At 47.1% G+C, this 25,270-nt stretch carries 23 protein-coding genes; 15 read left to right on the top strand and 8 right to left on the bottom strand.

Going from position 1 to position 25,270, the window contains the following annotated elements; genetic code table 11:
• The first annotated feature begins 58 nt into the window (after positions 1–58).
• From L5M28_RS04730 to L5M28_RS04695, 8 genes are all read left to right on the top strand, one after another.
• Entirely contained in the window at positions 59–661 is a 603-nt protein-coding gene (locus L5M28_RS04730; protein WP_219250695.1) for a response regulator transcription factor, read from the top strand.
• A gap of 414 nt (positions 662–1,075) precedes the next feature.
• Positions 1,076–1,351, top strand: coding sequence for a hypothetical protein (locus L5M28_RS04725; RefSeq protein ID WP_006087082.1), 276 nt, complete (start codon positions 1,076–1,078; stop codon positions 1,349–1,351).
• A 15-nt stretch (positions 1,352–1,366) separates the two neighbouring features.
• On the top strand, positions 1,367–1,918 hold the full coding sequence (locus tag L5M28_RS04720; protein WP_263196593.1) for a dihydrofolate reductase family protein: 552 nt from the start codon (positions 1,367–1,369) through the stop codon (positions 1,916–1,918).
• Between the two features lie 192 nt (positions 1,919–2,110).
• Positions 2,111–2,686, top strand: a complete 576-nt coding sequence (locus L5M28_RS04715) for a type II secretion system protein (protein ID WP_006087084.1) — start codon at positions 2,111–2,113, stop codon at positions 2,684–2,686.
• 149 nt (positions 2,687–2,835) lie between these two features.
• Positions 2,836–3,360, top strand: coding sequence for an ATP-dependent protease subunit HslV (hslV, locus tag L5M28_RS04710; RefSeq protein WP_006083300.1), 525 nt, complete (start codon positions 2,836–2,838; stop codon positions 3,358–3,360).
• Positions 3,361–3,379: 19 nt separating this feature from the next.
• Positions 3,380–4,708, top strand: a complete 1,329-nt coding sequence (gene hslU, locus L5M28_RS04705) for an HslU--HslV peptidase ATPase subunit (protein WP_263196594.1) — start codon at positions 3,380–3,382, stop codon at positions 4,706–4,708.
• Positions 4,709–4,904: 196 nt separating this feature from the next.
• A complete protein-coding gene (locus L5M28_RS04700; RefSeq protein WP_063883307.1) occupies positions 4,905–5,291 on the top strand; it encodes a gamma-butyrobetaine hydroxylase-like domain-containing protein in 387 nt (128 codons plus the stop codon).
• Between the two features lie 119 nt (positions 5,292–5,410).
• Positions 5,411–5,995 (top strand): DMP19 family protein, encoded by a 585-nt coding sequence (locus L5M28_RS04695; RefSeq protein ID WP_263196595.1) that lies wholly within the window; start codon positions 5,411–5,413, stop codon positions 5,993–5,995.
• Between the two features lie 34 nt (positions 5,996–6,029).
• On the opposite strand, the gene L5M28_RS04690 is transcribed toward L5M28_RS04695, so the two are convergent.
• Entirely contained in the window at positions 6,030–6,506 is a 477-nt protein-coding gene (locus tag L5M28_RS04690) for a hypothetical protein (protein ID WP_173496430.1), read from the bottom strand.
• A gap of 541 nt (positions 6,507–7,047) precedes the next feature.
• Here L5M28_RS04690 and L5M28_RS04685 point away from each other — a divergent pair.
• The 3 genes from L5M28_RS04685 (at position 7,048) to L5M28_RS04675 (ending at position 12,260) form a co-directional block, all read left to right on the top strand.
• On the top strand, positions 7,048–8,613 hold the full coding sequence (locus tag L5M28_RS04685) for a cryptochrome/photolyase family protein (RefSeq protein ID WP_263202644.1): 1,566 nt from the start codon (positions 7,048–7,050) through the stop codon (positions 8,611–8,613).
• A gap of 85 nt (positions 8,614–8,698) precedes the next feature.
• The gene (locus L5M28_RS04680) at positions 8,699–9,406 is read left to right on the top strand and encodes an SDR family oxidoreductase (RefSeq protein WP_263202642.1); all 708 of its coding nucleotides are present in this window, start codon (positions 8,699–8,701) and stop codon (positions 9,404–9,406) included.
• Positions 9,407–9,926: 520 nt separating this feature from the next.
• Positions 9,927–12,260 carry a M4 family metallopeptidase gene (locus L5M28_RS04675; RefSeq protein WP_263202641.1) on the top strand — a complete coding sequence of 778 codons (2,334 nt, stop codon included), beginning with the start codon at positions 9,927–9,929 and terminating at the stop codon, positions 12,258–12,260.
• A 210-nt stretch (positions 12,261–12,470) separates the two neighbouring features.
• Here L5M28_RS04675 and L5M28_RS04670 read toward each other — a convergent pair whose 3' ends face one another.
• The 3 genes from L5M28_RS04670 to L5M28_RS04660 are packed head-to-tail and all read right to left on the bottom strand — an operon-like array spanning position 12,471 to position 15,252.
• Positions 12,471–13,022 (bottom strand): response regulator transcription factor, encoded by a 552-nt coding sequence (locus tag L5M28_RS04670; RefSeq protein ID WP_105251231.1) that lies wholly within the window; start codon positions 13,020–13,022, stop codon positions 12,471–12,473.
• Entirely contained in the window at positions 13,019–14,329 is a 1,311-nt protein-coding gene (locus L5M28_RS04665; RefSeq protein WP_263202639.1) for a sensor histidine kinase, read from the bottom strand. Before L5M28_RS04665 ends, L5M28_RS04670 begins: the two co-directional genes overlap by 4 nt.
• A gap of 8 nt (positions 14,330–14,337) precedes the next feature.
• Positions 14,338–15,252 carry a dTDP-4-dehydrorhamnose reductase family protein gene (locus L5M28_RS04660; protein WP_263202637.1) on the bottom strand — a complete coding sequence of 305 codons (915 nt, stop codon included), beginning with the start codon at positions 15,250–15,252 and terminating at the stop codon, positions 14,338–14,340.
• 178 nt (positions 15,253–15,430) lie between these two features.
• Here L5M28_RS04660 and L5M28_RS04655 point away from each other — a divergent pair, with 178 nt between their 5' ends.
• Positions 15,431–17,281: an alkaline phosphatase D family protein gene (locus L5M28_RS04655; RefSeq protein ID WP_263202683.1), complete on the top strand. Its 1,851-nt coding sequence runs from the start codon at positions 15,431–15,433 to the stop codon at positions 17,279–17,281.
• Between the two features lie 4 nt (positions 17,282–17,285).
• On the opposite strand, the gene L5M28_RS04650 is transcribed toward L5M28_RS04655, so the two are convergent.
• The 4 genes from L5M28_RS04650 to L5M28_RS04635 all read right to left on the bottom strand — a co-directional run bounded on the left by L5M28_RS04650 (position 17,286) and on the right by L5M28_RS04635 (position 20,625).
• Positions 17,286–17,678, bottom strand: coding sequence for a hypothetical protein (locus tag L5M28_RS04650; protein WP_105251227.1), 393 nt, complete (start codon positions 17,676–17,678; stop codon positions 17,286–17,288).
• 147 nt (positions 17,679–17,825) lie between these two features.
• Complete coding sequence (locus L5M28_RS04645; RefSeq protein ID WP_263202636.1) at positions 17,826–18,743, bottom strand: pseudouridine synthase; 918 nt, start codon at positions 18,741–18,743, stop codon at positions 17,826–17,828.
• 53 nt (positions 18,744–18,796) lie between these two features.
• The gene (locus L5M28_RS04640; RefSeq protein ID WP_105251225.1) at positions 18,797–19,372 is read right to left on the bottom strand and encodes an LON peptidase substrate-binding domain-containing protein; all 576 of its coding nucleotides are present in this window, start codon (positions 19,370–19,372) and stop codon (positions 18,797–18,799) included.
• Between the two features lie 197 nt (positions 19,373–19,569).
• Positions 19,570–20,625: an alpha/beta hydrolase gene (locus tag L5M28_RS04635; RefSeq protein WP_263202634.1), complete on the bottom strand. Its 1,056-nt coding sequence runs from the start codon at positions 20,623–20,625 to the stop codon at positions 19,570–19,572.
• Positions 20,626–20,972: 347 nt separating this feature from the next.
• Here L5M28_RS04635 and L5M28_RS04630 point away from each other — a divergent pair, with 347 nt between their 5' ends.
• The 3 genes from L5M28_RS04630 (at position 20,973) to L5M28_RS04620 (ending at position 25,069) form a co-directional block, all read left to right on the top strand.
• Positions 20,973–23,366: a TonB-dependent receptor plug domain-containing protein gene (locus tag L5M28_RS04630; RefSeq protein ID WP_263202632.1), complete on the top strand. Its 2,394-nt coding sequence runs from the start codon at positions 20,973–20,975 to the stop codon at positions 23,364–23,366.
• 177 nt (positions 23,367–23,543) lie between these two features.
• Positions 23,544–24,005 carry a YhcH/YjgK/YiaL family protein gene (locus L5M28_RS04625; protein ID WP_105251222.1) on the top strand — a complete coding sequence of 154 codons (462 nt, stop codon included), beginning with the start codon at positions 23,544–23,546 and terminating at the stop codon, positions 24,003–24,005.
• A 143-nt stretch (positions 24,006–24,148) separates the two neighbouring features.
• The gene (locus L5M28_RS04620) at positions 24,149–25,069 is read left to right on the top strand and encodes a manganese-dependent inorganic pyrophosphatase (protein WP_173496421.1); all 921 of its coding nucleotides are present in this window, start codon (positions 24,149–24,151) and stop codon (positions 25,067–25,069) included.
• Positions 25,070–25,270 lie beyond the last annotated feature (201 nt).

Genomic DNA, 25,270 nt, shown 5'->3' with positions numbered 1-25,270 from the left:
AGCCCACTCTGCACCCAGCTTAAGCTGATAGCATGCTTACCGACCTACAAGGAACACCATGTCGATAAAATTGCCACTCTATCTAGTCGATGACGATGAAGCGATTCTGGATTCACTGGGCTTTATGCTCGGACAATTTGGCTACCAAGTGCAAACCTTCAACAGCGGCCGCGACTTCCTTACGCACTGTGCATTATCGCAGGCGGGCTGCGTGATTTTAGATAGCCGAATGCCGGAGATCACCGGCCAAGAAGTGCAGCAAAAACTGCTCGAAACCCACAGTCCGCTTGGCGTCATCTTTCTCACTGGCCACGGCGACTTACCTATGGCGCTGAGCGCCTTTCGTAAGGGAGCCTGCGACTTTTTTCAAAAACCTGTGTCCGGCAAGGCATTAGTGCAAGCGATAGAAAAAGCACAGCGTGAAAGCCAGGCGGCCTTCGAGCAGCAAAGTCTGCAACATAAGTTTGACCAACTGACCGAGCGCGAACAGCAAGTGTTAGCCCATGTGATCCAAGGCATGACCAATAAGCAAATATCGGAGGCGATGTTTTTATCTCTGCGTACGATTGAAGTACACCGCGCAAAAATCATGAAAAAACTCGAAGTGAACAATATGGCGGAGCTAGTGCAACACTTAGGCAATCTGAATTCTGTCTTATAAGTCAATCACCCGTGGTCACTAAACAATCGTTAAGCCTTCTCGCCACGCATAAGGATTTAACCGTTAAACCCTTTTTACCCCGACCATTCAAGATACCGTAACTACACAGTTTTCATCCAACCTGCGACAAGCTGTCGCAGGTTGCGCATTTGGCTTTGTGAAATGTCGTATCAGCCCGCACAATCACGCCATAGGTTCCTTCCTTTGTGCCCCGCAGGCGCTCAAGAAATCCACTGCTTTTTGAACCTCCACCCGAGGGTAACTATGCCCTCGGGGATTTTTTCTCCCACCCGCGAATGCCTTACTCTGAGATAACAACCAAAGTGGAAATGAAACGATCCAGTTCTAGCTCCGTCTGTAAAGCAGTTATATACTTTCCAACCGTCTCAAATAATAAGAATCATGGAAGAGCGAATGTTCAAGCCTTTAATATTACTCAGTTTTAGCGCCTTAGCCTTGACCTGTATGAGTGGCTGCGTTGGGCCGCTTAATTCAAAATGTGATACAAATTCCCCCTACAGCAAACAAGAATGCAATGCAGCCGATGCCGCTGTTTATGTTGCAGCCGCCATATTAGAAGGCCCAGATAAAGGTCAAACGTGTAACGATATGTCGGGCAAAGCAAAACAAGACTGCCTCGCTCAGCAACAGGCACTAAAAGAATCACTAGAGAAACACGCTCGAAAATAGCATTAAGGAAGATAAATGAAAGCCTCCGTTTTTATTGCCGCGACCCTCGACGGCTATATCGCCACTCCCGATGGGGATATCGACTTTTTAAACCAGCATCCCAGTACAAATCCCGATGAAGACTTTGGTTATCATGCCTTTATCGACACTGTCGATGCGATAGTGATGGGACGTAAAAGCTTTGAGAAAGTCCTCTCCTTCGATTGTGATTGGCCCTATGTAAATATCCCAGTATTTGTATTAAGCCGCAGAGGTATAACAGTGCCGTCGGCGTTAAGTGAGCACTTACAAGTACTCAATGGCGATACAGCAAGCATTAGCGAACAACTTAAAACCCGTGGCTTTAAGCATCTCTATATCGATGGTGGCCAAACGATCCAAGGCTTTTTAGCGGCGGGGCTAATTCAAGAACTCACGCTCACTCGTATCCCCACTTTACTGGGTAAAGGTATTCCGCTCTTTGGCGACTTAGCTCAAGCGCTTCAATTAATGCCAATCCACACGCAGCAATATGACAATGGCTACGTACAAACCCGCTACCAAGTGATAGACGACACCACTTTATAAGTCGTTTACCTGCGGGCGATGACATTAATGACGAAGGTAACCCCTGCCATTTTGCGGCTTGCCCTCTTCTATTTGAGTTCATGTAACCAAAACGTTAAACAGAATGTTAAACAAATAAATACTATCAATGACTTACTGATTGCGAATCGAAGTTCCGTTAGAATATCCCCCTCTAACAGATAGGTGAGCAATATGAGTCGTTTGCAGTCATCGAAGGGTTTTACATTAATAGAACTGGTTGTGGTCATTATCATCCTTGGGATCTTGGCCGTCGTTGCGGCACCTAAGTTTTTAAACCTAGGCCAAGATGCCCACGATGCTAGAGCCAAAACCGCATTTGCGGCCTTTACCTCTGGCGTTAAGCTTTACCACAGCTGCTGGCTTGCAGGCGGTCACTCAGGTTATACCCAAGATCTCGCCTGCTATGGCGATGGTAAACTCGACTCGAGCACGACAGGATTTCCACTGGGAACAGAGACTGCAACCGCTGATGCCGGTGTTAAATTGCAGGGCGATTATTGCGGTCAGTTATGGCAAGGTCTTTTGGCTAATAATGAATTTATCATTGCTACTCAATATACTTGGCGCACAGTTCCCAATGTCGACATTGTTTACTGGTATGGTGCCGTCGACATTACCGATCCCAATGCTTACTGTATTTTCAACTATGTCTCGGACGATCGCAGCTTCGGCAGTGAAAACTGGGATTTTAAATACTATCCCTATAGTGGAAAGACTGAAGTCGGTCGCTCAACCCTTCCCCAGTAAGCGCTTATTTTTGCAGCCAAAGGTGCGCGAAAGATCGCAAACTCCTTTGGCTTTTCTCGCTATAACTTGAATTATTGTCATCTATCCCCATATCTACTCCATCATCCACCGCATGATTTGTCATTGCGGGCCAGAGAAGAGGATTCATTGTGACCACTATCGTATCAGTACGCCGTAATAATCAAGTTGTCATCGCCGGCGATGGCCAAGTCTCCCTAGGCAATACCGTAATGAAAGGTAACGCCAAAAAAGTGCGTCGCTTATATCACAACAAGGTACTGGCAGGTTTTGCAGGCGGCACCGCCGATGCTTTCACCCTATTCGAGCGTTTTGAGGCCAAACTCGAAATGCACCAAGGCCATTTATTGCGCTCGGCCGTTGAGCTCGCCAAAGATTGGCGTACCGACCGTATGCTGCGCAAACTCGAAGCCCTACTCGTCGTGGCCGATGCCGAAACCTCGCTTATCATCACAGGTAACGGTGATGTCGTTCAGCCAGAACACGACTTAGTCGCTATTGGTTCAGGCGGCAACTATGCCCAAGCGGCGGCCCTTGCGTTATTGCAAAATACCGAGCTATCGGCCTTAGAAATCGCTGAAAAATCCCTGACCATTGCTGCGGATATCTGCGTATTCACCAATCAATTCAAGACGATTGAAGAACTCAATTACTAAACAGCCCGTGAGGAATATTATGTCTGAAATGACCCCCCGTGAGATTGTCCACGAGCTGGATGCACACATTATTGGCCAACAAAAGGCCAAACGTTCTGTTGCTGTTGCCCTGCGTAACCGCTGGCGCCGGATGCAACTGGATGTGGATTTCCGTCAAGAAGTCACCCCAAAAAACATCCTGATGATTGGCCCAACTGGCGTAGGTAAAACTGAAATTGCCCGCCGTTTAGCCAAGCTTGCCAACGCGCCTTTTATCAAGGTCGAAGCGACTAAATACACAGAAGTGGGTTATGTCGGTAAAGAAGTCGAGCAAATCATCCGCGACTTGACCGATATCGCCATCAAGCTGACCCGTGAACAGCAAATGGGTAAGTGCCGCCAACGCGCCGAAGAAAATGCCGAAGAGCGCATTCTCGATGCCCTGTTGCCTAAGCCGAAAAACGACTGGGAAAGCACAGAAACCGATTCCAGCTCAAACACCCGCCAAGTGTTCCGCAAGAAGCTGCGCGAAGGCCAATTAGACGATAAAGAAATCGATATCGATGTGGCCCAACCGCAAATTGGTGTTGAAATCATGTCGCCTCCAGGCATGGAAGAAATGACCAACCAGCTGCAAAGTCTGTTTAAAAACATGGGCCAAGCACCAGCAAAACGTCGCAAGATGAAGATCAAAGAAGCCTTTAAGCTATTGATCGAAGAAGAAGCCGCCAAACTGGTCAATCAAGAAGATTTAAAAGAACAAGCCATTGAAATGGTTGAGCAACACGGCATAGTGTTCCTCGACGAAATCGACAAAATCTGTAAGCGCGGCGAAACCTCAGGCCCAGACGTTTCCCGTGAAGGCGTGCAACGTGACTTACTGCCGCTGATCGAAGGCTGCACAGTCACCACAAAACACGGCATGGTAAAAACCGACCACATACTGTTTATCGCCTCTGGTGCATTCCAGATGTCTAAACCGTCGGATTTAATTCCTGAATTACAAGGTCGTTTACCGATCCGTGTCGAGTTAGATGCATTATCAGCCAATGATTTTAAACGCATTTTAACCGAGCCACACGCCTCGCTCACCGAGCAATATATCGCGCTGATGGGCACAGAAGGCGTGAAAGTTGAATTCAGCGAATCGGGTATCGACAGCATTGCGAAAGCCGCATGGCAAGTGAACGAGCGCACCGAAAACATCGGCGCCCGTCGTTTACACACTGTGATGGAAAGGCTGATGGAAGATATCTCCTACGAGGCATCGGAAAAATCGGGCTCCGCCTTTGTTATCGACGCCGACTATGTCAGTGCCCACTTAGACAACTTAGTCCAAGACGAAGATCTCAGCCGCTTTATCCTCTAGTGCAAAACCCGCTCACCGCCAAAGCCCAAACGACTTGGCGGTGAACGACTCAAATGCAAAAGTGTGACTTAAACGAAAAAGCCTGACCAAGGCTCTCGCTTACCCTTTGTATCCTTGGCCGCGAGTGGTTACATTAGTCAGGTGTTATTTTAATGAGTCGTTATCCTATCCTTAGCATTTTCTTGGTAGCCAACCTATGACCACAGCAACGCCCAATGTCACCGATCTTAAACTGAAACGTAAATCACGCATTCTAGAAATCAGTTTCGACAATGGTGAGCAATATCAGCTCAGCTGCGAGATGCTCAGAGTCTACTCGCCCTCGGCCGAAGTGCATGGTCACGGTAATCCAAAGCTGGTCACCCACAAGAAAAACGTCAACATCAGCGCCATAGAACCCGTCGGTAACTACGCAGTAAAAATCGTCTTCGATGACGGCCACGATACCGGCCTATTCTCGTGGAAAGTACTCTACGATCTCGCCACCCACCAAGTGGATCTATGGGAAAAATACCTCGCCCGCCTACGCGCCGAAAAAGCCTCACGCGAACCGCTGATCGCCATGAACATAAAGTACAACTAGTACGTTAGGTAAATGGACACTTAATTGTGGGATGTAAACTCTAGAAACAGAGAATTTAACAATGGGTAGCTTGTGAAGCTGTGACTTCTCTTACTGACTTGAGTATCAAAGGAAAGACCATGTCGGAAAAAATCCCCTGCCAAGAATGTAAAACCTTAATCCTTCCGAGTACCGCCGAGAAAAATGAGGGTTTATGCATGCCCTGCAAAAATGGCATACGTGCAAATCTCGAGCGTGCGAAGGAATACTACCAACAAGAGCGTGAACTCGATAAAACCTGTCCCTTTCGAGCCTTTTGGCGAGATCTTGTTGTAAGGGTACATAACAAAGATCAAGGTTTTTATACGCTTAGACCAGAGAAACAAAACTACTATGCGGTGAACTGCTTATCTGGCGAAGTCTATAATGGTGGATTTATTCAGTATTTCGACAACTCTTCAGGTGAGCATTACGCCTTTGCTGAACGTGGACTTATCCAAATGGGAGCAAGCCACTCGTTAAACTTACTGCACCAAGCAAAACAGGCCGTGTTTGGCGAAAAGCCAGTACCAATCGACAGAGATCGTCGTTTAGCCGCAACCGATAACCAAGACCTGTACAGCGTACTCGATAAGCTCGATGACGAGTTTTATAAAGATTTAGATGATCTCGATGCCAAGCTTGAAAGCTACGCCCTTGATTACGGACTGGTAAATAAGACTTAACTGGCAATTGTCGGTAATCACTTAAAGATAAAGGCTATCCTTGGCAGAAATAAGCATAATTGAGCCTATCTTGCTGACCCCATACCGCAGTCCAGCCATTCACATCACTCATGTAAGCGAAATAAATAGACTGCGTTTTAAGACAAACATCTTGAAATGGCGCTTTATTCTCATTAATAAAATGCGCCGACCTAACCAGCACATCGGTACAAACGTCTTCATCTTCCACTAACCAAATAAAATCATCACGCCATTCATCCAATGCTATCGCCGCCTCTGGGGAATAGAGTCTCAACTTATCTTGAGCGAGTTTCATTTGCTCGGGAGTCACAGAACATGAAACCGCCAACTTATCAAATACACCTGAACCGCCAGCCCAAAAAGACAAATCAAATTCCAACCTATCCTCTAGCGGCATAAAACCCAATAAATTTTCGATAATCATCAAACTTTTAGCTAAATCGGCATCTGGCCTTTGGTAACGCTTTTCAATCCCATCATATTCCCGCATACGAACTAAGCTCCTGCTGCGTTAAGTGACGCATTAAAATTGAGTAACATACTATAAAATAATGAAAAAGATAGGACAGGCAAAATTTTTTTGAGATTAGAAGCTAACACCGAAACTTTAGGAGTTCACCTTCCCCTGCGAAGTTATCGAAATACGCAGATAAAAATGCCGTGGCGGCATCATGGATGATGGCGCAGGCTCGGGGGGACAGGGATGTCCCATCTGAGCCGTTAGGCAATTTTTATTGGAGTATGAGACCAGTAACTAATGCATGTAACTTCGCTAGGGACGCCGGGGGATTTCCAAAAGGGGAACAGGCGCTTTTCCCCTTTTGGTCGGGTGTGGGGTGAAGCCCCACGACTTTGATTTAGCTTTTAAAAGCCTTTTAAACGCAATTAAACGAAGTTTACAGATAAACCTCCTTGTCGAAATCACGACAAATACCCTGCTTTGTGATCCTCACTGCAACCCAATTCGTAATGTCAGGCAATATCCCATCGCGAAATGCTTAACCGCGAAAGTCATTCAACGAGTCCACTTAATGCAATTACAGCAATTTCATACCGTCAGGTTAATTTTAGGCGATCAACTCAATGCCCAGCATTCTTGGTTTAACCGCGTTGATGATCAAGTGCTGTATGTGATTGCAGAACTGCACCAAGAAAACACTTATGTGACCCATCATGTGCAAAAGATATGTGCCTTCTTTGCGGCAATGGCGCAATTTGCCAAAGAGCTGCGTGCGCAAGGGCATCAAGTGCTTTATTTGAATCTAGATGACACTCATGATGGCACCCAAGGCTATAGCGATCTACTGACTCTAATTCAACATCAAGTGACACAGGTTGGCGCGATCAAGTTTGAATACCAAAGGCCTGATGAATACCGCTTACTTGAGCAATTAAGTCAGCTTAAACTCAACACAGCCGTGGTGAACTGTGTCGATACTGAGCACTTTATCTTGCCCTTTGACGAAATCGATGCGCAGTTCCCCGTCGGCAAACACATTATGATGGAGCACTTTTATCGCCGCATGCGTAAGCGTTACAACATCTTGATGCATGACGCAAAACCACTCGGCGGGCAATGGAACTTTGATGTCAGCAACCGTCAGAAACTTAAAACTCAAGATATAAAAGTCTTGCCTGAGCCATTAATGTTTAGCTTCGATGTGACGGAAATTCTCGCACGTCTTGAACGTCATCAAATTCCGACCATGGGTCGTATTGATGCGCCATTGCTGTGGCCGATAAACCGTGCGCAAAGCCTCGAATTATTAACGTATTTTTGTCAGGTTTGCTTGCCTTCCTTTGGCCGTTTTCAAGATGCCATGACAGCGCAACATCCTGCCAAGTGGAGCTTGTACCATAGTCGACTATCATTCAGCCTTAACAGTAAATTAATCAGCCCGTTAGAAGTCATCAATACGGCCATCGAAAGTTATCAAACTAATGCTGAGATTGATATCGCTCAAGTCGAAGGATTTGTGCGGCAGATATTAGGTTGGCGAGAATACGTTCGCGGCATTTACTGGGCGAATATGCCGCATTACGCCAGCACTAATGCGCTCGATGTCCATGGGACGCTGCCCGATTATTTTTGGCATGGCGACACTAAAATGAACTGCATGCGACAAGCCTTATCCCAATCATTAGATTTTGCCTACGCCCATCATATTCAGCGCTTAATGGTGATCGGCAATTTCTGCTTATTAACCGAAATCGAGCCAAATCAAGTCGATGAGTGGTATTTAGGCGTGTATGTTGACGCCATCGAATGGGTTGAAATGCCCAACACCCGCGGCATGGCATTGTTTGCCGACGGCGGCATTGTCGGTACTAAACCCTACGCCGCCAGCGGCTCTTACATTAATAAAATGAGTGATTACTGCAGCGGCTGTCATTACAAGATAAAAGAGCGCAGCGGCACACTCGCCTGCCCGTTCAATAGCTTTTATTGGCGCTTTATGGACAAACACCGCGTGCGATTATCGCAAAATCCTAGGATCGGCATGCTATACCAAACTTGGGACAAAATGGACGAGTCCGTAAGAAGCGCCATATTAGCCACAGCGGAACACAACCTCGTTCACCTAAACCGTTTGTAGCTGAGTAATGTTAAGCGTGACTCATTGATATAAAGAGTTTGATATAAAGAATTTGATATAGATATTTGGATAGGGAGAGTTTGTGATGAAAGTACTTATCGTCGGCGGGAGTGGGGGTATTGGCAGAGCCATGGTTAAGCAAATTCAAGAAAGCTATCCCAACGCCACTGTGCACGCCACCTACTTGCATCATCTTCCCCAAGACAGGCAGGATAAAATCCAATGGCATGCATTAGATGTGACCAATGAAGCTGAGATTAAACAGCTAAGCGAACAACTCACTGAATTAGACTGGATTATTAACTGTGTTGGAATTTTACACACCCAAGATAAAGGGCCAGAAAAAAGCCTACAGTCACTTGATATCGACTTTTTCCAGCACAATTTAACGCTCAATACCCTGCCCAGCATCATGTTGGCGAAGCACTTTGCTAAGGCATTAACACAAAGCCACTCGGCAAGGTTTGCGGTGATATCGGCGAGAGTCGGCAGTATTACCGATAATAAATTAGGGGGCTGGTACAGCTATCGCGCCTCAAAAGCCGCGCTGAATATGTTTCTCAAAACACTGTCGATTGAATGGCTACGCACCATGAAACACGGCGTGGTGTTGTCTCTGCATCCGGGCACGACAGACACGCCATTATCTCAGCCATTTCAACAGAGTGTCCCCAAAGGCAAACTGTTTACACCTGAGTATGTCGCCAACTGCTTACTGCCCATCATTGCCAATGCTACACCCGCACAAACAGGGCGTTTTTTTGCCTACGATGGCACAGAGTTACCTTGGTGAAATAAACTGAAGAGCAAGTCAAGCAGCGGCAACTCCGATGGAGTCTTTCTAAATTAATAAATCAAAGCCGAGGGTTTTAACCCCTTGATAGGATGATGCCCCCAACGCACACCCCATCCTTAATCAAGCCTTTTCAAGAACACTGAAAAATAAACAATTGAAATAAATCATTAAATTATTTTAAAACACTCAAGTGCATCACCCTTCCGCTTGGCAAAATCGCTATTACCCAAAAGTCCTAATTCAGATTTAAAAGCGTCTAAATGAACGTTGAAGATAGTTCCTTTGTACGATTGTTAACACTTTTACATTTAAATAACATCTAGAGTCATGCGGTTATTCACGCTTTGCACAGAATAAAAACCTGAGAATTTCCGCCTGAGCAACAGCTCATTCTATGCGGCCATGGCAGAGGGATGCCGACGACCCTGTAGAAATCACAATAAAAAACGCTCGCCCGAGCCAGTTAAGCTGTATGGCATTCCAACGTTATTTACAAAACGGAAAAAGGATTTCAAGCATGATGCTAAACAAAAAACTGTCGCTACTCTTCATTGCTGTGTCGGCCACTTTAGGCACATCCGCATTTGCTGCCGATGTTGTCGATGTCGGTACTCTTAGAAGCGCGTCTTCAAGCAATAACTTAGTGTCTCAGTTCAGCTTAGACGCAGGTAGCCAACTCAAAGTGGAGAAAAAACTCAACCTAGGTCAAGGCAAGCAAAAACAACGTTTACAACAATATTTCCATGGCGTACCTGTTTATGGTTTCTCTGTTGCGACGTCACAATCGAGCATAGGCTTTTACAGCGACATGTCTGGCCGCGTATTAAAAAATATTGAAAAGTCGGCTGATTTTGTCAAACCCACTTTAACGGCTAACAAAGCGTTAGATATTGCGATCCGTGGCAAGTCTGACAAAGCCGTTGCAGGCCAAAAAGCTGAAAACAAACAAGCAAAATTATGGCTTTACCTCGATGATGCCGCTAAAACTCGCCTCGTTTATGTGACTTCATTTGTAGTATATGGCGATGAACCAAGCCGCCCATTCACTATGGTTGACGCGCACTCAGGTGAAGTGCTCAAGCGTTGGGAAGGGATTAACCATGCTGCAACCGGCACAGGTCCAGGCGGTAACATTAAGACTGGCCAATACGAATACGGTACTGATTTTTCTAGCTTAGACGTTGAAGTGAGCGGTGACACTTGCACCATGAACTCACCTAACGTGAAAACCGTTAACCTAAACGGTGCCACATCAGGCGCAACAGCCTTCTCTTATACTTGTCCGCGAAACACAGTCAAAGAGATCAACGGTGCTTACTCGCCATTAAACGATGCGCACTACTTCGGCAACGTGATCTACAACATGTATAGCGAGTGGTACAACACTGCACCGTTAACCTTTCAGTTAACGATGCGAGTTCACTACAGCAACAACTACGAAAACGCTTTCTGGGACGGCAGCGCTATGACCTTCGGTGATGGCGCAACAACCTTCCACCCATTAGTGAGCTTAGATGTCTCGGCACACGAAGTGAGCCACGGGTTCACTGAACAAAACTCAGGGCTGGTTTACGCAGATCAATCTGGCGGCATGAACGAAGCCTTCTCAGATATGGCGGGTGAAGCTGCTGAATTTTACATGCACGGCACAAACGACTGGTTAGTCGGCGCCGATATCTTTAAAGGCAGCGGTGCACTGCGCTACATGGCAGATCCAACCTTAGACGGTATCTCAATCGGTCATATCGACGATTACTATGATGGCATCGATGTGCACCACAGTTCAGGTGTATTCAATAAAGCTTTCTACACTTTAGCTAACTTACCGGGTTGGGATACACGCAAAGCATTCCAAACATTTGTAGTCGCTAACCAATTATATTGGACGGCGGACAGCTTATTCTGGCAAGGCGCCTGTGGTGTTAAATCGGCCGCAACTGACTTAGGCTTAAATGCTAGCGATGTGGTCACTGCGTTTGCCGCTGTGGGTATCACCCCTTGCGAAACCCCACCACCACCGCCACCACCAGAAGCCACTGAGCTCGCCAACGGTGTTGCTGTGACAGGTTTGGCGGGTGCGTCAGGTAGCAAAAAATACTACAAACTAGACGTCGCTAGCGGTGCAACTAACCTGAGCTTCAATATGTCAGGCGGCACAGGTGATGCGGACATGTATGTTAAATTTGGTCAAGCGCCGACGTCTAGCAGCTATGATTGCCGTCCATACAAGTCAGGTAATGCCGAAAGCTGTGCTATTGATCCTGCTCAAACGGGAACTTATTGGGTGATGGTCAGCGGCTATAGCAGCTACACAGGTGTGAGCCTAGTGGGTGCTTATGACGGCGATGACACACCAAACCAAGCTCCAACCGCAGGCTTTACTGCAAGCTTTGCTAACGGTAACGGTAGCTTCACAAGCACCAGTACTGACAGCGATGGCGACCTGACGTCATGGAACTGGGATTTTGGTGATGGTACAAATGCCGCAGGTGCGAGTGTCAATCATCAGTATGCCCAGTCAGGCAGCTACACAGTGACACTGACTGTAACTGACAACGATGGCGCAACAGCAAGCACTTCGGCAGAATTTGCGGTTGAAGTCCCTGAAGTCGCATTAGAAATGGCAGTAAAAAATGCGAACAAATCTCGTCGCGGCAGCATTCGTGTTGCACTCGAATGGGAAGGTCACAACGCTGATGAATATACTATCTTCCGTAACGGTGTTGCGGTGGGTACTTCAAGCAGTTCATCGTTTATTGACCGCTTCACTGACCTAGCTGGCGCAAGCTTCACCTATAAAGTGTGTGAAACTAACGGCCCTTGCTCAAACGAAGAAACCGTTAATTTTTAATCGCATAACCTAATCGTGCAGTGGCGCTAGCGTAAAATCCTAGCGCTAATTCATCGATTCACTTCTCGTTTTCTTGTTAATGCCACTCAGCCCTTTTGAGTGGCATTTTTTATGGTCAAACGGCTCAGCCTCAGTACCTCATAAGGTTTGCCTTAAGCTGTTGCCTGTTGCTCCTTGCCCCTTGCCCCTTGCCCACACGTGGATGAATCGTTACTTCAAATGTCCACTTTCACCCACTGGTTTCTTCAGCAATTTACGTTGTAACGTCCGACGATGCATTCCCAATTGGCGAGCCGTGGCGGACACATTGCCTTGGTTAGCATTGAGCACTTGCTGAATATGCTCCCACTCCAAACGCTTAGGATTAAGTGGCGAATCGTCGACTTCATCTTCTTGAAGAGTATGGGAATGCCCATCCATTTCCAGTGCGGCGAGCAAGGTTTGGGTATCCACAGGTTTAGCTAAATAATTATCGGCGCCGAGACGAATCGCTTCCACCGCAGTGGCGATACTGGCGTAGCCGGTGAGTAACACCATAGTCACCTTGGGCAGCAGATGACGCAGCGGCACAATTAATCCTAGGCCATTGGCTTCGGCAAGCTTCATATCTAAAAGAATATGGCTAGGACGAAATTCCCGCGCCACCAGCAGAGCATCACTGGCATCATGTGTTAATCGGCATTCAAAGCCATGGCGTGTTAATCGGCGGCCTAAAATACTCGCAAGGGAAAGGTCATCCTCAACAATCAACAAACGTTTCATGAACTTACCTCGTCACTAACCTTAGTCTTGTGCGATACAGACGACGCCAGCTCCCTTAATATAGTGAAACGAATTTGTGCCACAGTGCCACCTTGGGGATGATTAGCCAAAATCAACTCTGCACCCAAACGCTCTAAACTGGCATGACTGAGTAGCAAAGCGACACCTAAACCCTTGGGACTTTCTATGAGTAAGGTGCCCAACTGTGGCAATAAATCGGGCGCGATACCAGTGCCATAATCGCGGATCTGCAAGTAGATCTGCTCTTCGTTTGGCGCTATATCTAAACTGATATCCACCTGCGGCGCACCTATGGTTTCGGCGCTAGCGCGGGCAGCATTTTCAATCAAGGCCATGATGGCTGGCGTTAAACTCATATCAGTCAGAATACTTTGCTCTGCCAGTTGTTCAGGCATACAAGTGATCAACCAATTCAGTTCAGTTTGCGGCATTAACAACAAGGTTTTTTGCTTTAAACTGTCCACCAGCTCAATGATCTTTAGTGGGCGCTGGCGGCGATCGCGGATCGACTCCGTCGCTAATCTCAGCTCGGCAAGCGTATGTTCACAGCGACCTAACGCAGTTTCCATCTCGACAATCGTTATCGAGGTATCGCTCATGTCTTCTTTTACTTCATCGAGTAATAACCTCAGACTCGAGAGCGGCGTGGCCAATTGATGCGCCATCTGCGCCGATACTGTACCTAGGGCTAAGAGTTGCTCCTGACGCAATTGCCCTTCGCGCATATAAGCTAACTGCGCATCTTGGCGGCGCATACGCTTAGTGATTAACGCTACGCTGGTTGTCATCACCAAAGCTGAAATCACAAAGTTGAACCACATGCCTAAATAGTGGGAACTCATGTCCATACCGTGGTGCTGCATGGGGGATTCGGGCACAGTAAAGATCATCAGGCTGTAGGCAAAGGTTGAAATAGCCGTCAGTGCCCAAGGCGCCCAGATCGGCAAAGTCACAGCAGCAAGTGCAATCGGCAACAGTAATAACGAGATAAACGCATTGGTCGCGCCGCCGGAAAAGTGCAACCAAGATATCCAAAATAGCGTGTCTAAGCTGAGCGCAATAAAGAGGCCGCGCTCCTTAGCAAATAAGGGTTTACGTAGCGCCAATGTGAGCGAAAGGTATAACACCTCCAGCACTAACACATGCACTAACGGCTCCATTTGCAGGCTAAGGCCAAAAGTATCGGCGGCAAACGTGGTTAAGCCTATTTGCAGCAGCAAACCTAAGGTTCGCAGTAATGCGACTTGGTCGGCAGCCTGTAGACTGGTCCCTAAGATCTTAGCCATGGCGATTCCTACAGAGTGAGTCTGAGCGTGGCAAGTGCACCACTCGATTGTGTTAATGCTTGGCGCACGCCAGTGGCAAAATTAATTTCAGAACAAATCCCCAGCGCAGCTAAACGCGCACAACTTAAGGTGCAATCCCTTGGCCGCTTGGTGTTATCTGTCGGCGTAGACTCAGGCGTTAAGTGCGCTGTACTGAGTTGTAAAATCTCTCCTAAGGTCAACAACATCTGATACTTAGTCATAGTCTCTGCGGCGCTAAAATGATAAATCCCCTGCACGGTAGAATGTTCAATATGCTGTGCAATCATCTTGTCTATGGCTTGGGCAATATCGGCGGTCGAGGTTGGACTGCGTATCGCCCAATGATCAACACCCTGAGCGTGACGCTCAATCAATTGGTTAACCAGCACTAGCACAGCAGATTCACTCAGTTTTTCTACTTGACCGTAAAGGATTGGCAAGCGTAGCACGGCAAAATCAGCGCTAGTGTCTAGCACTATCTCTTCGCCCTTTAGCTTAGATTCACCATAAAAATTAACCGGATGAGTGACTGCATCTTCAGCGTACTTAGGTTGAGTGCCATCGAACACATAGTCAGTGGAAATATAGATAAGCCAAGCGTTATTGGCCTTAGCTGCCATAGCTAAGGCTTGGCTCGCGGTTAAGTTAAGCGCCAATGCCGCCTGCGGATTTTGCTCGGAAACATCGGGGCGACGCTCGGCGGCGCAGTGCACTATCACTTGCGGTTGCTCGCGGGCGATAAATGCCTCGACATCCAAAGGGGCGGTAAGATCGAGTTTATGCACTCGTTCACTTGCGCGGCTAAAACCCGTGGCGATGATCTCATGTCCTGTTAATTCAAGCTGTTTTACGACAGCTCTGCCGAGTAGCCCTGTTGCCCCCGTGACCATAATCTTAGCCATATCGCCCCATTCAGTTTCAACGCATATTTATGGCTAACAATTCTAAAAGCTTTTCATATTCAACGCACTTGTTTACTCTTCTAAACCAAACTTACTTAGGGTTAACTCATGCAAGATTAACCCAAATACCCATAGGCAGAATTTGAGTACGACACTTCCTCTGATATTAGCTGGCCCCATGCTGCGCCACTGCGATGCCTCACACTTTACCCTGTGGTTTGTAAGTCGTGAGCCATTAACTGAACTTAAGCTGCGTCTTGGTGAGCAAGAGTACCTGTTGCAGGATGCCGATTTACACTATGTGCCACTCGGGCAACATGCCCATCAATATCTAATAATACTGTCGCGCCCAGAGTTGCTCGCGCCCAATATCGTCACACCTTACCAAGTGTCTACCGCTCAACATGGTGATATTTTTGCCACGATAAGCCAGCTAAACTACGGCGATGCGTCGACGCCAAGTGTACGTTTTACCCCTGAATTAACCCAAGTATTCCACGGTTCCTGCCGCAATCCGCATCACCACAGTGACGATGCACTGGTCGCCGCCGATACCCATTTAGCCAAGATAATCAACAGGGATGCGGAGGATGATCGCCCTGCACTTATCATAATGAGTGGTGATCAGGTCTATATTGATGATGTTGCAGGACCTATGTTAAGCGCCATAGGGCAAGTCATCGATTTGCTTGGTCTTAAACATGAGCAATTTGAAGGCGCGAGCATCACCACTAGTGAAGACATTCATTATCAACCCGCATATTTGTATCAACGGCATAAAAACCTGTTGCCTCATACCCAATATCCGGCCAAAACCGCGCTTTGGCGTTGGTATCGCAATCACCCCATTTTTACCTCCTCCATCGCCGTAAATCATTTGGTCAGCCTAAATGAAATCATCGCCCTGTATTTACTCACTTGGTCACCTGAGCTGTGGGAATTAGTGAATATCTCGAAGGATGTCGACGGCTTATCACCCGCCAATACCGCCCGCTGGCAAAATGAGTGGCAACACTTGCTTGGCTTTAAAGCTGGGCTAGGGCAAGTCAGGCGCTTTATGGCGCACATTCCCGTTTATATGATGTTTGATGACCACGACGTCACCGATGATTGGAACCTGACGGCTAAATGGGAACAAGCGGCCTACGAACACGCATTTTCGAAACGCATTATTGGTAATGCATTAATCGGCTACACCTTATTCCAAGGACTTGGCAACGCGCCTGATAAATTTGCCGCCGATATCCGCCCGCTGCTCGATGCGTTTTTTACGCGACAAGAAAGCGAAAGTCAGGATCTGCTCATCGATGAATTACTTAAATTTGAGCAGTGGCATTACACCTTAGAGTCCTCGCCCAAACTGGTCGTGCTCGACACGCGTACCCGCCGCTGGCGCAGTGAATCTAATCTCGCAAAACCTTCCGGCTTGATGGATTGGGAGGCGTTAATGGATTTGCAGCAAGAGTTACTCGGCCAGTCGAAGGTCATTATCGTCTCACCTGCGCCCATGTTTGGGGTCAAGTTGATTGAAGCTGTGCAGCGTACAGCCACTCTGATCGGCGGTTCCCTGTTAGTAGACGCCGAAAACTGGATGGCCCACCCGGGCGCCGCCAATGCACTGCTGAGTATTTTTATGCACCGTAAAACCCCAGAGGAGTTTGTGATCCTCTCCGGCGATGTGCATTACTCCTTTAGTTACGACATCAGTATTCGTTTTAGACGCAGTAGCCCTAACATCTACCAAATCACCTGCAGCGGTATTAAAAATCACTTCCCTGAGAAGCTGTTACCGATTTTCGATAAACTCAATGGCTGGTTTTATGGCCACTTTTCACCACTTAACTTGCTGACAAAACGTAAACGTATGTTGCTGCGTGGCAGGCGACCAAATGGTGAGCCAAGTAAACGTCTAGTGAATAAAAGCGGAATAGGTATGTTGGAATTAGCAGATGATGGTGCACCAACAAAAATTGCGGTTTTACATGGCGATATGAGCGAAACCCTGTTCGAACCACCCAAACAGGAATAACAGATTAAACGGGTTTATTATGTTTAACCGTTTCAGGCTGAGTGGCACCAGAGCCAGAATCCATCAAGGGCGTATTTTTGGATAGCGCCTCATCGGTTTTGGCAGGTTTTGGCTGAGCCTGATTAAAAATCAGTGCTTCTGGCTGCGACTTATTCGACGGTTTTTCATGCGCCATTTGATCCCAAATGATCTTAGGGCTTTGATCCCGCTCGGCATCGACTTCTGCTGTCGATGTGCCTGACGAACTTGGTTTCTTCGGTTCAATCACCGCACTCGCCTTACGGATCTCGGCGGCAATGTCATTCAGATAAGGCTGCTTAGTCCAGTCACCAAAATACATGGCCCCCACTAATACTGCAGCGCAAAGCAAGATAGAGAAGATCGCAGATTTGGTCATAATGGACTTCCTTTAAACAATCGTAATATGGCTCCCTATGGCAGAGACTCAGATACTGCAGATTGTATTCATACCATCACAGGGTCAAGCACACAATTGCACCCGATTATTTCCTTTAAACAGACTGGAAATAATGCTTTCCGCTGACTAAAACTCAAAACCTTGACATTGCATGTCGTGGTGCATCCCGCTCACTGGGTCAATAAAACGTAACCGCTGCGCCATCAACTTAAGAGGCGTCGCAAAGTTATCCGGCCCTTTGGGTAATAAGCTTGGATAAAATCTGTCGTTTAACAATGGCATACCTAAGCTTTGCATATGCACACGAAGTTGGTGGGTTTTACCGGTAATCGGGCTCAGGTGGAACAAACCAAGATCGCCTTTTACCGCCACTAAACTGATTTCGGAATGGGTATTTGCCTCGCCTTCCACGATTTTCATGGTAAAACTCGGGTCGCTCGGCTGCATACGGTTTGTTACCGTCCAGTGCAAGGGCAAAGTTAAGCAGCCAATTTGATATTGTTCAATAATCTCAGGAGTCAACTTGGCAATCGCTTGATAGTCTTTACGAATCGCATCGTCAATAAAGAGTTGATGATAGAGCGCGCGGGTTTCAGGCGCGACCGTCATCAGGATCACTCCAGCGGTTTCACGATCAAGCCTATGAGCGGGCGCGATAGTATCAATGCCAGTACGCAATCTTAGTCTATGCACCAAACATTCGTTCACATAGTTGCCACTTGGCGTCACAGGCAAAAAGTGCGGCTTGTAGGCCAAAATGACATTGTCATCTTGGAATAGGATCTGTTCTTCGAAGGGAATTTTCGCTTCAACCGGCACTTCACGGTAGTAATACACCCGCGCCGCTGGACGATATTCAGTGTCCAAGGCGATCAAACTGCCATCCCGCCAATGCACTTTTCCATCGAGGATCCGCTGACGCCATACATCTTCACCTATACGGGCAAAATGTTGTGCAAGAAAGGCAAACACTGTGGGTTTATCTGTGACATTCACAGGAAGCACTATGTAAGAAGGTTGGGCGGCGCGGGCAGATGCAGTCATATCACAAAAAAAGCGGCTATAGAAAGCCGCTATTCTAGCCTTTTTGTGGTTTTTCAGTCCACATGGGACTTGATGAGTTGCAGCACGAAGTCCAAGGTTTTGTGGCAATCTGGCTGATTCACTAATACTAATTTATCTTTGTTATACATAGGCAAAACCTCGAGCCAGCGTTGGCTCACCCAAGCGGCGTCTTCCAAATGCACTTGAGAATAAAGCTCAAACAGATCGGGATTCACCTCATAAAATTGCTCTAATGCGGCGCTTATCAACTCAAATTCACCTTTAATCGGCTCTTCTTGCCAGTTACGGCAAGGTAAAGTACGCGCCATCCACAGCTTATCTTTGGCCTGCGCCGCTGAGAGGATGCTGACGCGTTGACGCCCTTCGAGCACTATGCTGAGTGAATCATCTTCTAGCTGATTAAAATCGATAATGTCACATTGGGTGGCAGTGGGATAACAGGGCGGACTACCACTGGGTCTAATGGTGGCAAAAGCGAGCACATACTTTCCCTTGAATACATCGGCCACCATGCGCAGATGACCGGGGTCAACCACGCGAACCTCCACCCGTCCCTGTGGCAGTAACAAGGCATCGCGCATGAGTAACGCCATTTCTCGTGTTTGCATAGCAACCTCCTGCCCCAAATAGAAGGAAACGAACTCAATGCATTCGTATTTCCTATTATTGTAGAGTGTAGCAGGTGAAAGAATTTCCTTCCTGAAGCCGCTGAGCGCACAAAGAAATTTGCGACCCCGCTATTTTGAATCAGGGCATTTCAACCACGTCATGTCAAACCCCGTTTTCGAGACCAAATCACTTCAACCTAGAAGTGCTCTAGCCGATCCAGCACATTTCCCCTCGCAACAACCGAGGCAAACTCCTCTGCAAGACGTTCACTCAAAGCCACAGACGTACGCCAATATTGCATCCGCTGCGCCGTGTCCAGTTGCTTAAAATCTTCACGGTCGGGGATTTTGCCAAAGGGCAATGAAGCGACAAATTCGGCCGATGGCGCCAACACTAGCGCATTGTGATAATTAGCGCGACCTTGGCGCCACTTCAAGGATTTATCGAACCATCCTGGGCTGATGGTCGGATAAAAATGCGGATACAGCGTCAGCCCCTTGGCACGGGATAAAGGCAAATCAAAGTGATAGTCGGTAATGCCACCATCGTAATACTGCCCATCGGCAACGCCTTCAATTTGGGACACTGGGGCAAGCAACAAAGGAATCGACCCCGTTGCTAACATCACTGCATCGACATTAGCCTCGGTTAATTCGACCTGCTGACTGGGTAAATCGTTGAGTTGCAAAAAGGGAGATGCTGCAGCTTGTTGGCTAAAGACCACACGCTCAAAATGCCAACCTAAACTCCGACGGCTCACTAAGTTGGTCGCTGCCGTCATCGCCAGCCCCGCCGCAAGCGGAAGCTTTGCCGTTAAACGATTTAAATGTTTGCCGCGGCACACCACTAAATGACTGTGGATATGAGCGTTGTTGACGATCTCACTACCACCACTGGCGCCTAAAATCCCCTGCACTACGCCTTTAACTTGTGCACTGACTTCCTGCGGGGTTGGCATGCTGTCGTAACGCTGACCAATATAAAAATCCTCTAAGCGGCCATAGGCTGCGAGGGGATCTTGCTGCGCCAAACACGCTAAACGCCACGCCCCTGAAGAAGCGCCGAGTGTATAAAGCGGTGTTTGTCTGTCTTTGAAAAACTCAGAAAACAGATACTTATCTAGCCCTGCGATACCAAGCCACTTAGGTCCACCAGAGGCGGCAAGCAACTGGGTAAAATGCTCAGCTTTAAGGCCTTGTTCTACCAAGGTGTTAAATGCCGTTGGTCCTGCAAGAAATCGTAACGCTGACAATTCTATGTACCTTAAAACCAATGCCATTAGAGCAAAATAAAATAGTAAACCACGAAGGTATACGTCAATAAACAATTCATATCATCGAGTTAACTCAGTCGTATTGTGCATGCGGCAACTTGTCTTGTGCCGTATGAAGCCTCAAAAGCACGCAGACCGATAGTGAGGTTTTCATCAATATATTCAACTGCATTTTAAATATTATTTAGAACACTAGGCTCTGAGTTAGCACATTTACGTCTTAATGTAACAATTGTTACAGTGATAACCTTCTCGGCATCAGATTGTTATTTTATCTGCACACCTAAGTTCGAGTATTGGGTTACAAACATCATTAAGAGGTTTTTATGCGTCTAGCCGTTATCGCATTTGCAGTGTCATCCACACTGGTTATTCCAGCAATCCAAGCCGAAGAGCAACAAACCGGCTTCGAAAAAATCGAGATCATAGGCTCACGCATAGCACTACGCACGGCAACTGACAGTGTTGCACCGGTCGATATCATTACTGCCGAACAACTCGAATCAACAGGGATGACGGAAACCGCTAAAGCGCTGCAATTTGCGGCGCCAAGCTATAGCTTTCCATTCTCCTCGGTGACTGACGGTTCAGATGCGGTGCGCCCCGCGAGCTTACGCGGCCTGTCGCCAGACCACACCTTAGTACTCGTAAATGGCAAGCGTCGCCATGGTTCTGCTCTAGTACATTTAAGCGGCACTATGGGAAAAGGCTCCTCTAACGTCGATTTAAATGCGATTCCAATGACAGCGATAAAACGCATTGAAATTCTCCGAGATGGAGCCTCGGCACAATACGGTTCAGATGCGATTGCTGGCGTAATTAACGTGGTACTCAAGGACAGCGATCAAGGGGGAAGCGTCTCGGCGCAAGCCGGACAAACCTACATAGGTGATGGCGAGCAATGGCGTGTGGGTGTAAACCACGGCATAAGTTTAAGTAACGATGGCTTTGTGAATGTCGCCCTCGAAGCGCATCACAAAGACAGCACAAACCGCGCAGGGTTAGATCCACGGCAGCAATACCCTAAGTTAGCAGATGGCTCAGCAGATCCGCGCGAAGCGACATTTAACCGTAAGAGCCACCACGTTGGTGATGCCGAATATGATAATGTCGGTTTGTTTATCAATGCGGCTCAGCCTATATCTACCGACGGAAAACTATATGCCTTTGGTGGTATTAGCCAACGTGAAACTAAATCGGGTGCTTTTTACCGTTTAGCTCTCGATGCCCGTAACTTACCCGAAGTGTATCCCGACGGTTTTTTACCGCAAATTAACCCCAAAATTATCGATTCATCTCTTACCCTAGGCTATGAATTCAACCTGAGTGACTGGGATATTGATGCCTCAGTGGGATATGGCAAGAATTCATTTAACTATAATATCGTCAATACCTTAAATACTTCCTTAGGCCCTGAAACTCCTACCGAGTTCGACGCAGGAACGTTATCGACCCGTGAAGCCAATATCAATTTAGATATTTCCCGTTATTTTGCCTTTATAAACGATTCTGAAATTCTGTTTGCGACCGGTGTTTCATGGCGCCAAAACGGCTATGAAATTGAAGCCGGAGAAGAAGATTCGTATATCAATGGTGGCTATAATGGCAAAGCGGCGGGTAGCCAAGGCTTCACCGGTTTTACCCCTGAGTCTGAGGTTGATGAAACGCGCGATAACACAGGCATTTATGCCGAACTTGAAAACCAATTAACCAACGAGTTTTACTGGGCGGCAGCGCTACGCTACGAAAACTACTCTGACTTTGGCGGCAACACGAGCTGGAAACTCGCGGGTCGTTACGATTTTACCGACAACTTAGCCCTGCGTGGCACTATCAATACAGGCTTTAGAGCGCCGAGCGTACAACAGCTGTACTTCAGCAATATCTCGACGTTATTTAATCCCGATCCAGTGACGGGGCAACTGGTTCCTATTGAATCAGGTACTTTCAACACCTTATCACCAGTAACAAAGGCACTTGGGATTAACGAGCTAGAACCTGAAATATCTCAATCATTTAGTCTCGGTCTTGTTTATACCAATAACACTGGCCTCGCGGTAACGCTCGATACTTACCAAATAGAGATTGATGACCGCATCATTTTATCTGGCGCTCTAAGACCTGCTGATAGCCCCGCGGTTGCGACCGCACTAGCAGGTACCAATGCTGATTCAGCACGCTTCTTCGTCAATGCCGTCGATAGCCGAACTCGCGGAGTCGATCTTGTTGTTAGCCAAGACTTTGATATTGGCACTTGGGGCGATTTACGGGCGAACTTAGCCTATGCCTATAATAAAACAGAGATCCAAGACATCAATCTACCCTCTATTTTAGGCGGATTAGACAAGAAACTCTTTGATAGTATAGAAAGAACCCGCATGACGTCTGCTACGCCGCATAACACGGGTAGCATTGGGCTGACCCATGAACTCGGGGATTTTAAAACCAATATCCGCTTAAACTACTTTGGTGACTACAGTGAAGGTTATTCAACGGGTGATGTGAACTATAGCGATCAGTGGGTGATGGATCTGTCGGTAAGATACGCCGCCACTGATGCGCTAAGCTTTACCGCTGGGGTGCAAAACTTGTTTGATGTGTATCCAGAAAAACGACCAGATAACAATAACTTCAATGGTATCTTCGTATACCCATTAACCAATACCCCCTTTGGCTTTAATGGTGGCTACTACTTCTTAGAAGCCAAATACACTTACTAAACTCGTTTTAGCTAAGTTTAATAATACTTGATGTAGAAACAGGTCATTCAATGGCCTGTTTTTTATGCCGACATGTTTAGACCTGCTTCCAATCGACAAAGCTTATGTCCTAACTGTGGTGATCGGATTATAATCTTTACCATTCGCCCATTTCACTTCCACCATGTCGAGTAGCCGATGATCGTCGATACCTTAAAAAACCGCCATATTTATCAATCCTTAAGCCCTCGGCTTGCGACTGCATTAGAACATCTAGCGACGACCGACTTTAGTCAGCTACCAGTAGGCAATTATCCCCTCGATGGCGACAATATTTTTGTGATAGTGAATGACTATCAAACCAAGCATAAGTCAACAGAACCCTTTGAAGTTCATCAAAAATATATCGATGTGCAATATGTTTTCAGCGGTGAAGAAGAGTTTGGTTACTTGCCACTAGCGGAGCAAACACCCTCGAAACCCTATTTTGAAAAACACGATTACGCCGAGTTTGATTACGAGGCAAACCAAGCCAATGCCTCTTATATCAAACTCAAAGCAGGCATGTTTGCGTTATTTTTCCCCGGTGACATGCATATGCCCGGCACAGGCGATATCGCCACGGCGGTGCGTAAAGTCGTAATAAAAGTGAAGATCTAAACCTTAAGCCATCTTTGTCGAACCTGAGCGTTCGATTTTTAGAGAAATAGCAACTGAAGAGCGCAGTGATATGCGCTTTGGCTATTTCCGATTAAAGCCAAATATTGCTAAAATTGTCACAAATTTAAAGGAGAGTCCCTGAAATGCCCATTTACGTTGTCGGTCACAAGATCCCCGATTCAGATTCAATCTGCGGTGCTATCGCGTTAGCCTATTTAAAAAACCAAATCGGTGAAGAAGCCATTGCCGCACGTTTAGGTGAATTGTCACCCGAAACTGCTTTTATTTTGGAACGTTTCGGCTTCGAAGCACCGGAATACAAAACCAGCTACGCTGGCGAGCAAGTGTATATCGTTGACCATTCAGAACTGACTCAAGCACCGGATGATATCGCCCAAGCGACTATCGTCGGGATTGTCGATCACCACAAGCTAGGCGATCTGACCACAGATACCCCGTTAGAATGCTGGATCCGCCCAGTAGGTTGCAGCAACACAGTGATCAAGATGATGTTCGACTTTTACCAAGTCGCTATCCCTAAAAATATCGCTGGCATCATGATGTGCGCCATTTTGAGCGATACCGTGATTTTCAAATCACCCACTTGCACCACTGCCGACATTCGCTGCGTTGAAGCGTTAGCTGAGATCGCCGGCGTTGAAGATTTCAAAGAACTGGGCATGGAAATGTTCAAAGTGAAATCAGCCGTACAAGGCACACCAGCACGCGACCTCGTTATGCGTGACTTTAAAGACTTCAACATGAACGGTAACTTGGTCGGTATCGGCCAGTTAGAAGTGATCGACCTGTCAGTATTTGACGATATCAAGGCCGAGCTAGAAGCCGATATCAAAGCGCTCAAAGTGGAAGGTAACCGCCACAGCGTTTTATTGCTGCTGACTGACATCATGAAAGAAGGTTCAGAGTTGTTGATTGTGTCTGACGATGCGCAGCTGACCCAACGTGCCTACGGTAAAGATACCGTCGATGGCAAAGTGTGGTTAGACGGCGTATTAAGCCGTAAGAAACAAGTAGTACCACAGCTACAAGCAGCATTCGCCTAGACATTATATCGTCGCCGAATCGCAACAGTAATAGCGTATTAAGGCCGGACTCAGTTCGGCCTTTTATATTTTTAAGGCAAAATTGATATCACCTGTGCCTTAGCCTTGCTAATCACTGCAAACGAAAACGGGCATGAAACTTTGCTCATAAATCTATCCAACCAGAGAAGTTGGCGAGTATGATGGCCCAATCATCCCATT

The sequence above is a fragment of the Shewanella sp. SW32 genome, from assembly GCF_025653365.1.
GTDB lineage: Bacteria > Pseudomonadota > Gammaproteobacteria > Enterobacterales > Shewanellaceae > Shewanella > Shewanella oncorhynchi.
This window is presented reverse-complemented; position numbering and strand designations above follow the sequence as displayed.

Coding starts and splice junctions, on each gene's coding strand:
- L5M28_RS04665 (WP_263202639.1), bottom strand. CDS start 14,329: ATGGCTAAGATCTTAGGGACCAGTCTACAGGCTGCCGACCAAGTCGCA.
- L5M28_RS04640 (WP_105251225.1), bottom strand. CDS start 19,372: ATGCAAACACGAGAAATGGCGTTACTCATGCGCGATGCCTTGTTACTG.
- L5M28_RS04720 (WP_263196593.1), top strand. CDS start 1,367: ATGAAAGCCTCCGTTTTTATTGCCGCGACCCTCGACGGCTATATCGCC.
- L5M28_RS04715 (WP_006087084.1), top strand. CDS start 2,111: ATGAGTCGTTTGCAGTCATCGAAGGGTTTTACATTAATAGAACTGGTT.
- L5M28_RS04670 (WP_105251231.1), bottom strand. CDS start 13,022: ATGAAACGTTTGTTGATTGTTGAGGATGACCTTTCCCTTGCGAGTATT.
- L5M28_RS04725 (WP_006087082.1), top strand. CDS start 1,076: ATGTTCAAGCCTTTAATATTACTCAGTTTTAGCGCCTTAGCCTTGACC.
- L5M28_RS04620 (WP_173496421.1), top strand. CDS start 24,149: ATGCCCATTTACGTTGTCGGTCACAAGATCCCCGATTCAGATTCAATC.
- L5M28_RS04700 (WP_063883307.1), top strand. CDS start 4,905: ATGACCACAGCAACGCCCAATGTCACCGATCTTAAACTGAAACGTAAA.
- L5M28_RS04630 (WP_263202632.1), top strand. CDS start 20,973: ATGCGTCTAGCCGTTATCGCATTTGCAGTGTCATCCACACTGGTTATT.
- L5M28_RS04690 (WP_173496430.1), bottom strand. CDS start 6,506: ATGCGGGAATATGATGGGATTGAAAAGCGTTACCAAAGGCCAGATGCC.
- L5M28_RS04695 (WP_263196595.1), top strand. CDS start 5,411: ATGTCGGAAAAAATCCCCTGCCAAGAATGTAAAACCTTAATCCTTCCG.
- L5M28_RS04675 (WP_263202641.1), top strand. CDS start 9,927: ATGATGCTAAACAAAAAACTGTCGCTACTCTTCATTGCTGTGTCGGCC.
- L5M28_RS04685 (WP_263202644.1), top strand. CDS start 7,048: ATGCAATTACAGCAATTTCATACCGTCAGGTTAATTTTAGGCGATCAA.
- L5M28_RS04730 (WP_219250695.1), top strand. CDS start 59: ATGTCGATAAAATTGCCACTCTATCTAGTCGATGACGATGAAGCGATT.
- L5M28_RS04625 (WP_105251222.1), top strand. CDS start 23,544: ATGATCGTCGATACCTTAAAAAACCGCCATATTTATCAATCCTTAAGC.
- hslU (WP_263196594.1), top strand. CDS start 3,380: ATGTCTGAAATGACCCCCCGTGAGATTGTCCACGAGCTGGATGCACAC.
- L5M28_RS04660 (WP_263202637.1), bottom strand. CDS start 15,252: ATGGCTAAGATTATGGTCACGGGGGCAACAGGGCTACTCGGCAGAGCT.
- L5M28_RS04655 (WP_263202683.1), top strand. CDS start 15,431: ATGCTGCGCCACTGCGATGCCTCACACTTTACCCTGTGGTTTGTAAGT.
- L5M28_RS04645 (WP_263202636.1), bottom strand. CDS start 18,743: ATGACTGCATCTGCCCGCGCCGCCCAACCTTCTTACATAGTGCTTCCT.
- L5M28_RS04650 (WP_105251227.1), bottom strand. CDS start 17,678: ATGACCAAATCTGCGATCTTCTCTATCTTGCTTTGCGCTGCAGTATTA.
- L5M28_RS04680 (WP_263202642.1), top strand. CDS start 8,699: ATGAAAGTACTTATCGTCGGCGGGAGTGGGGGTATTGGCAGAGCCATG.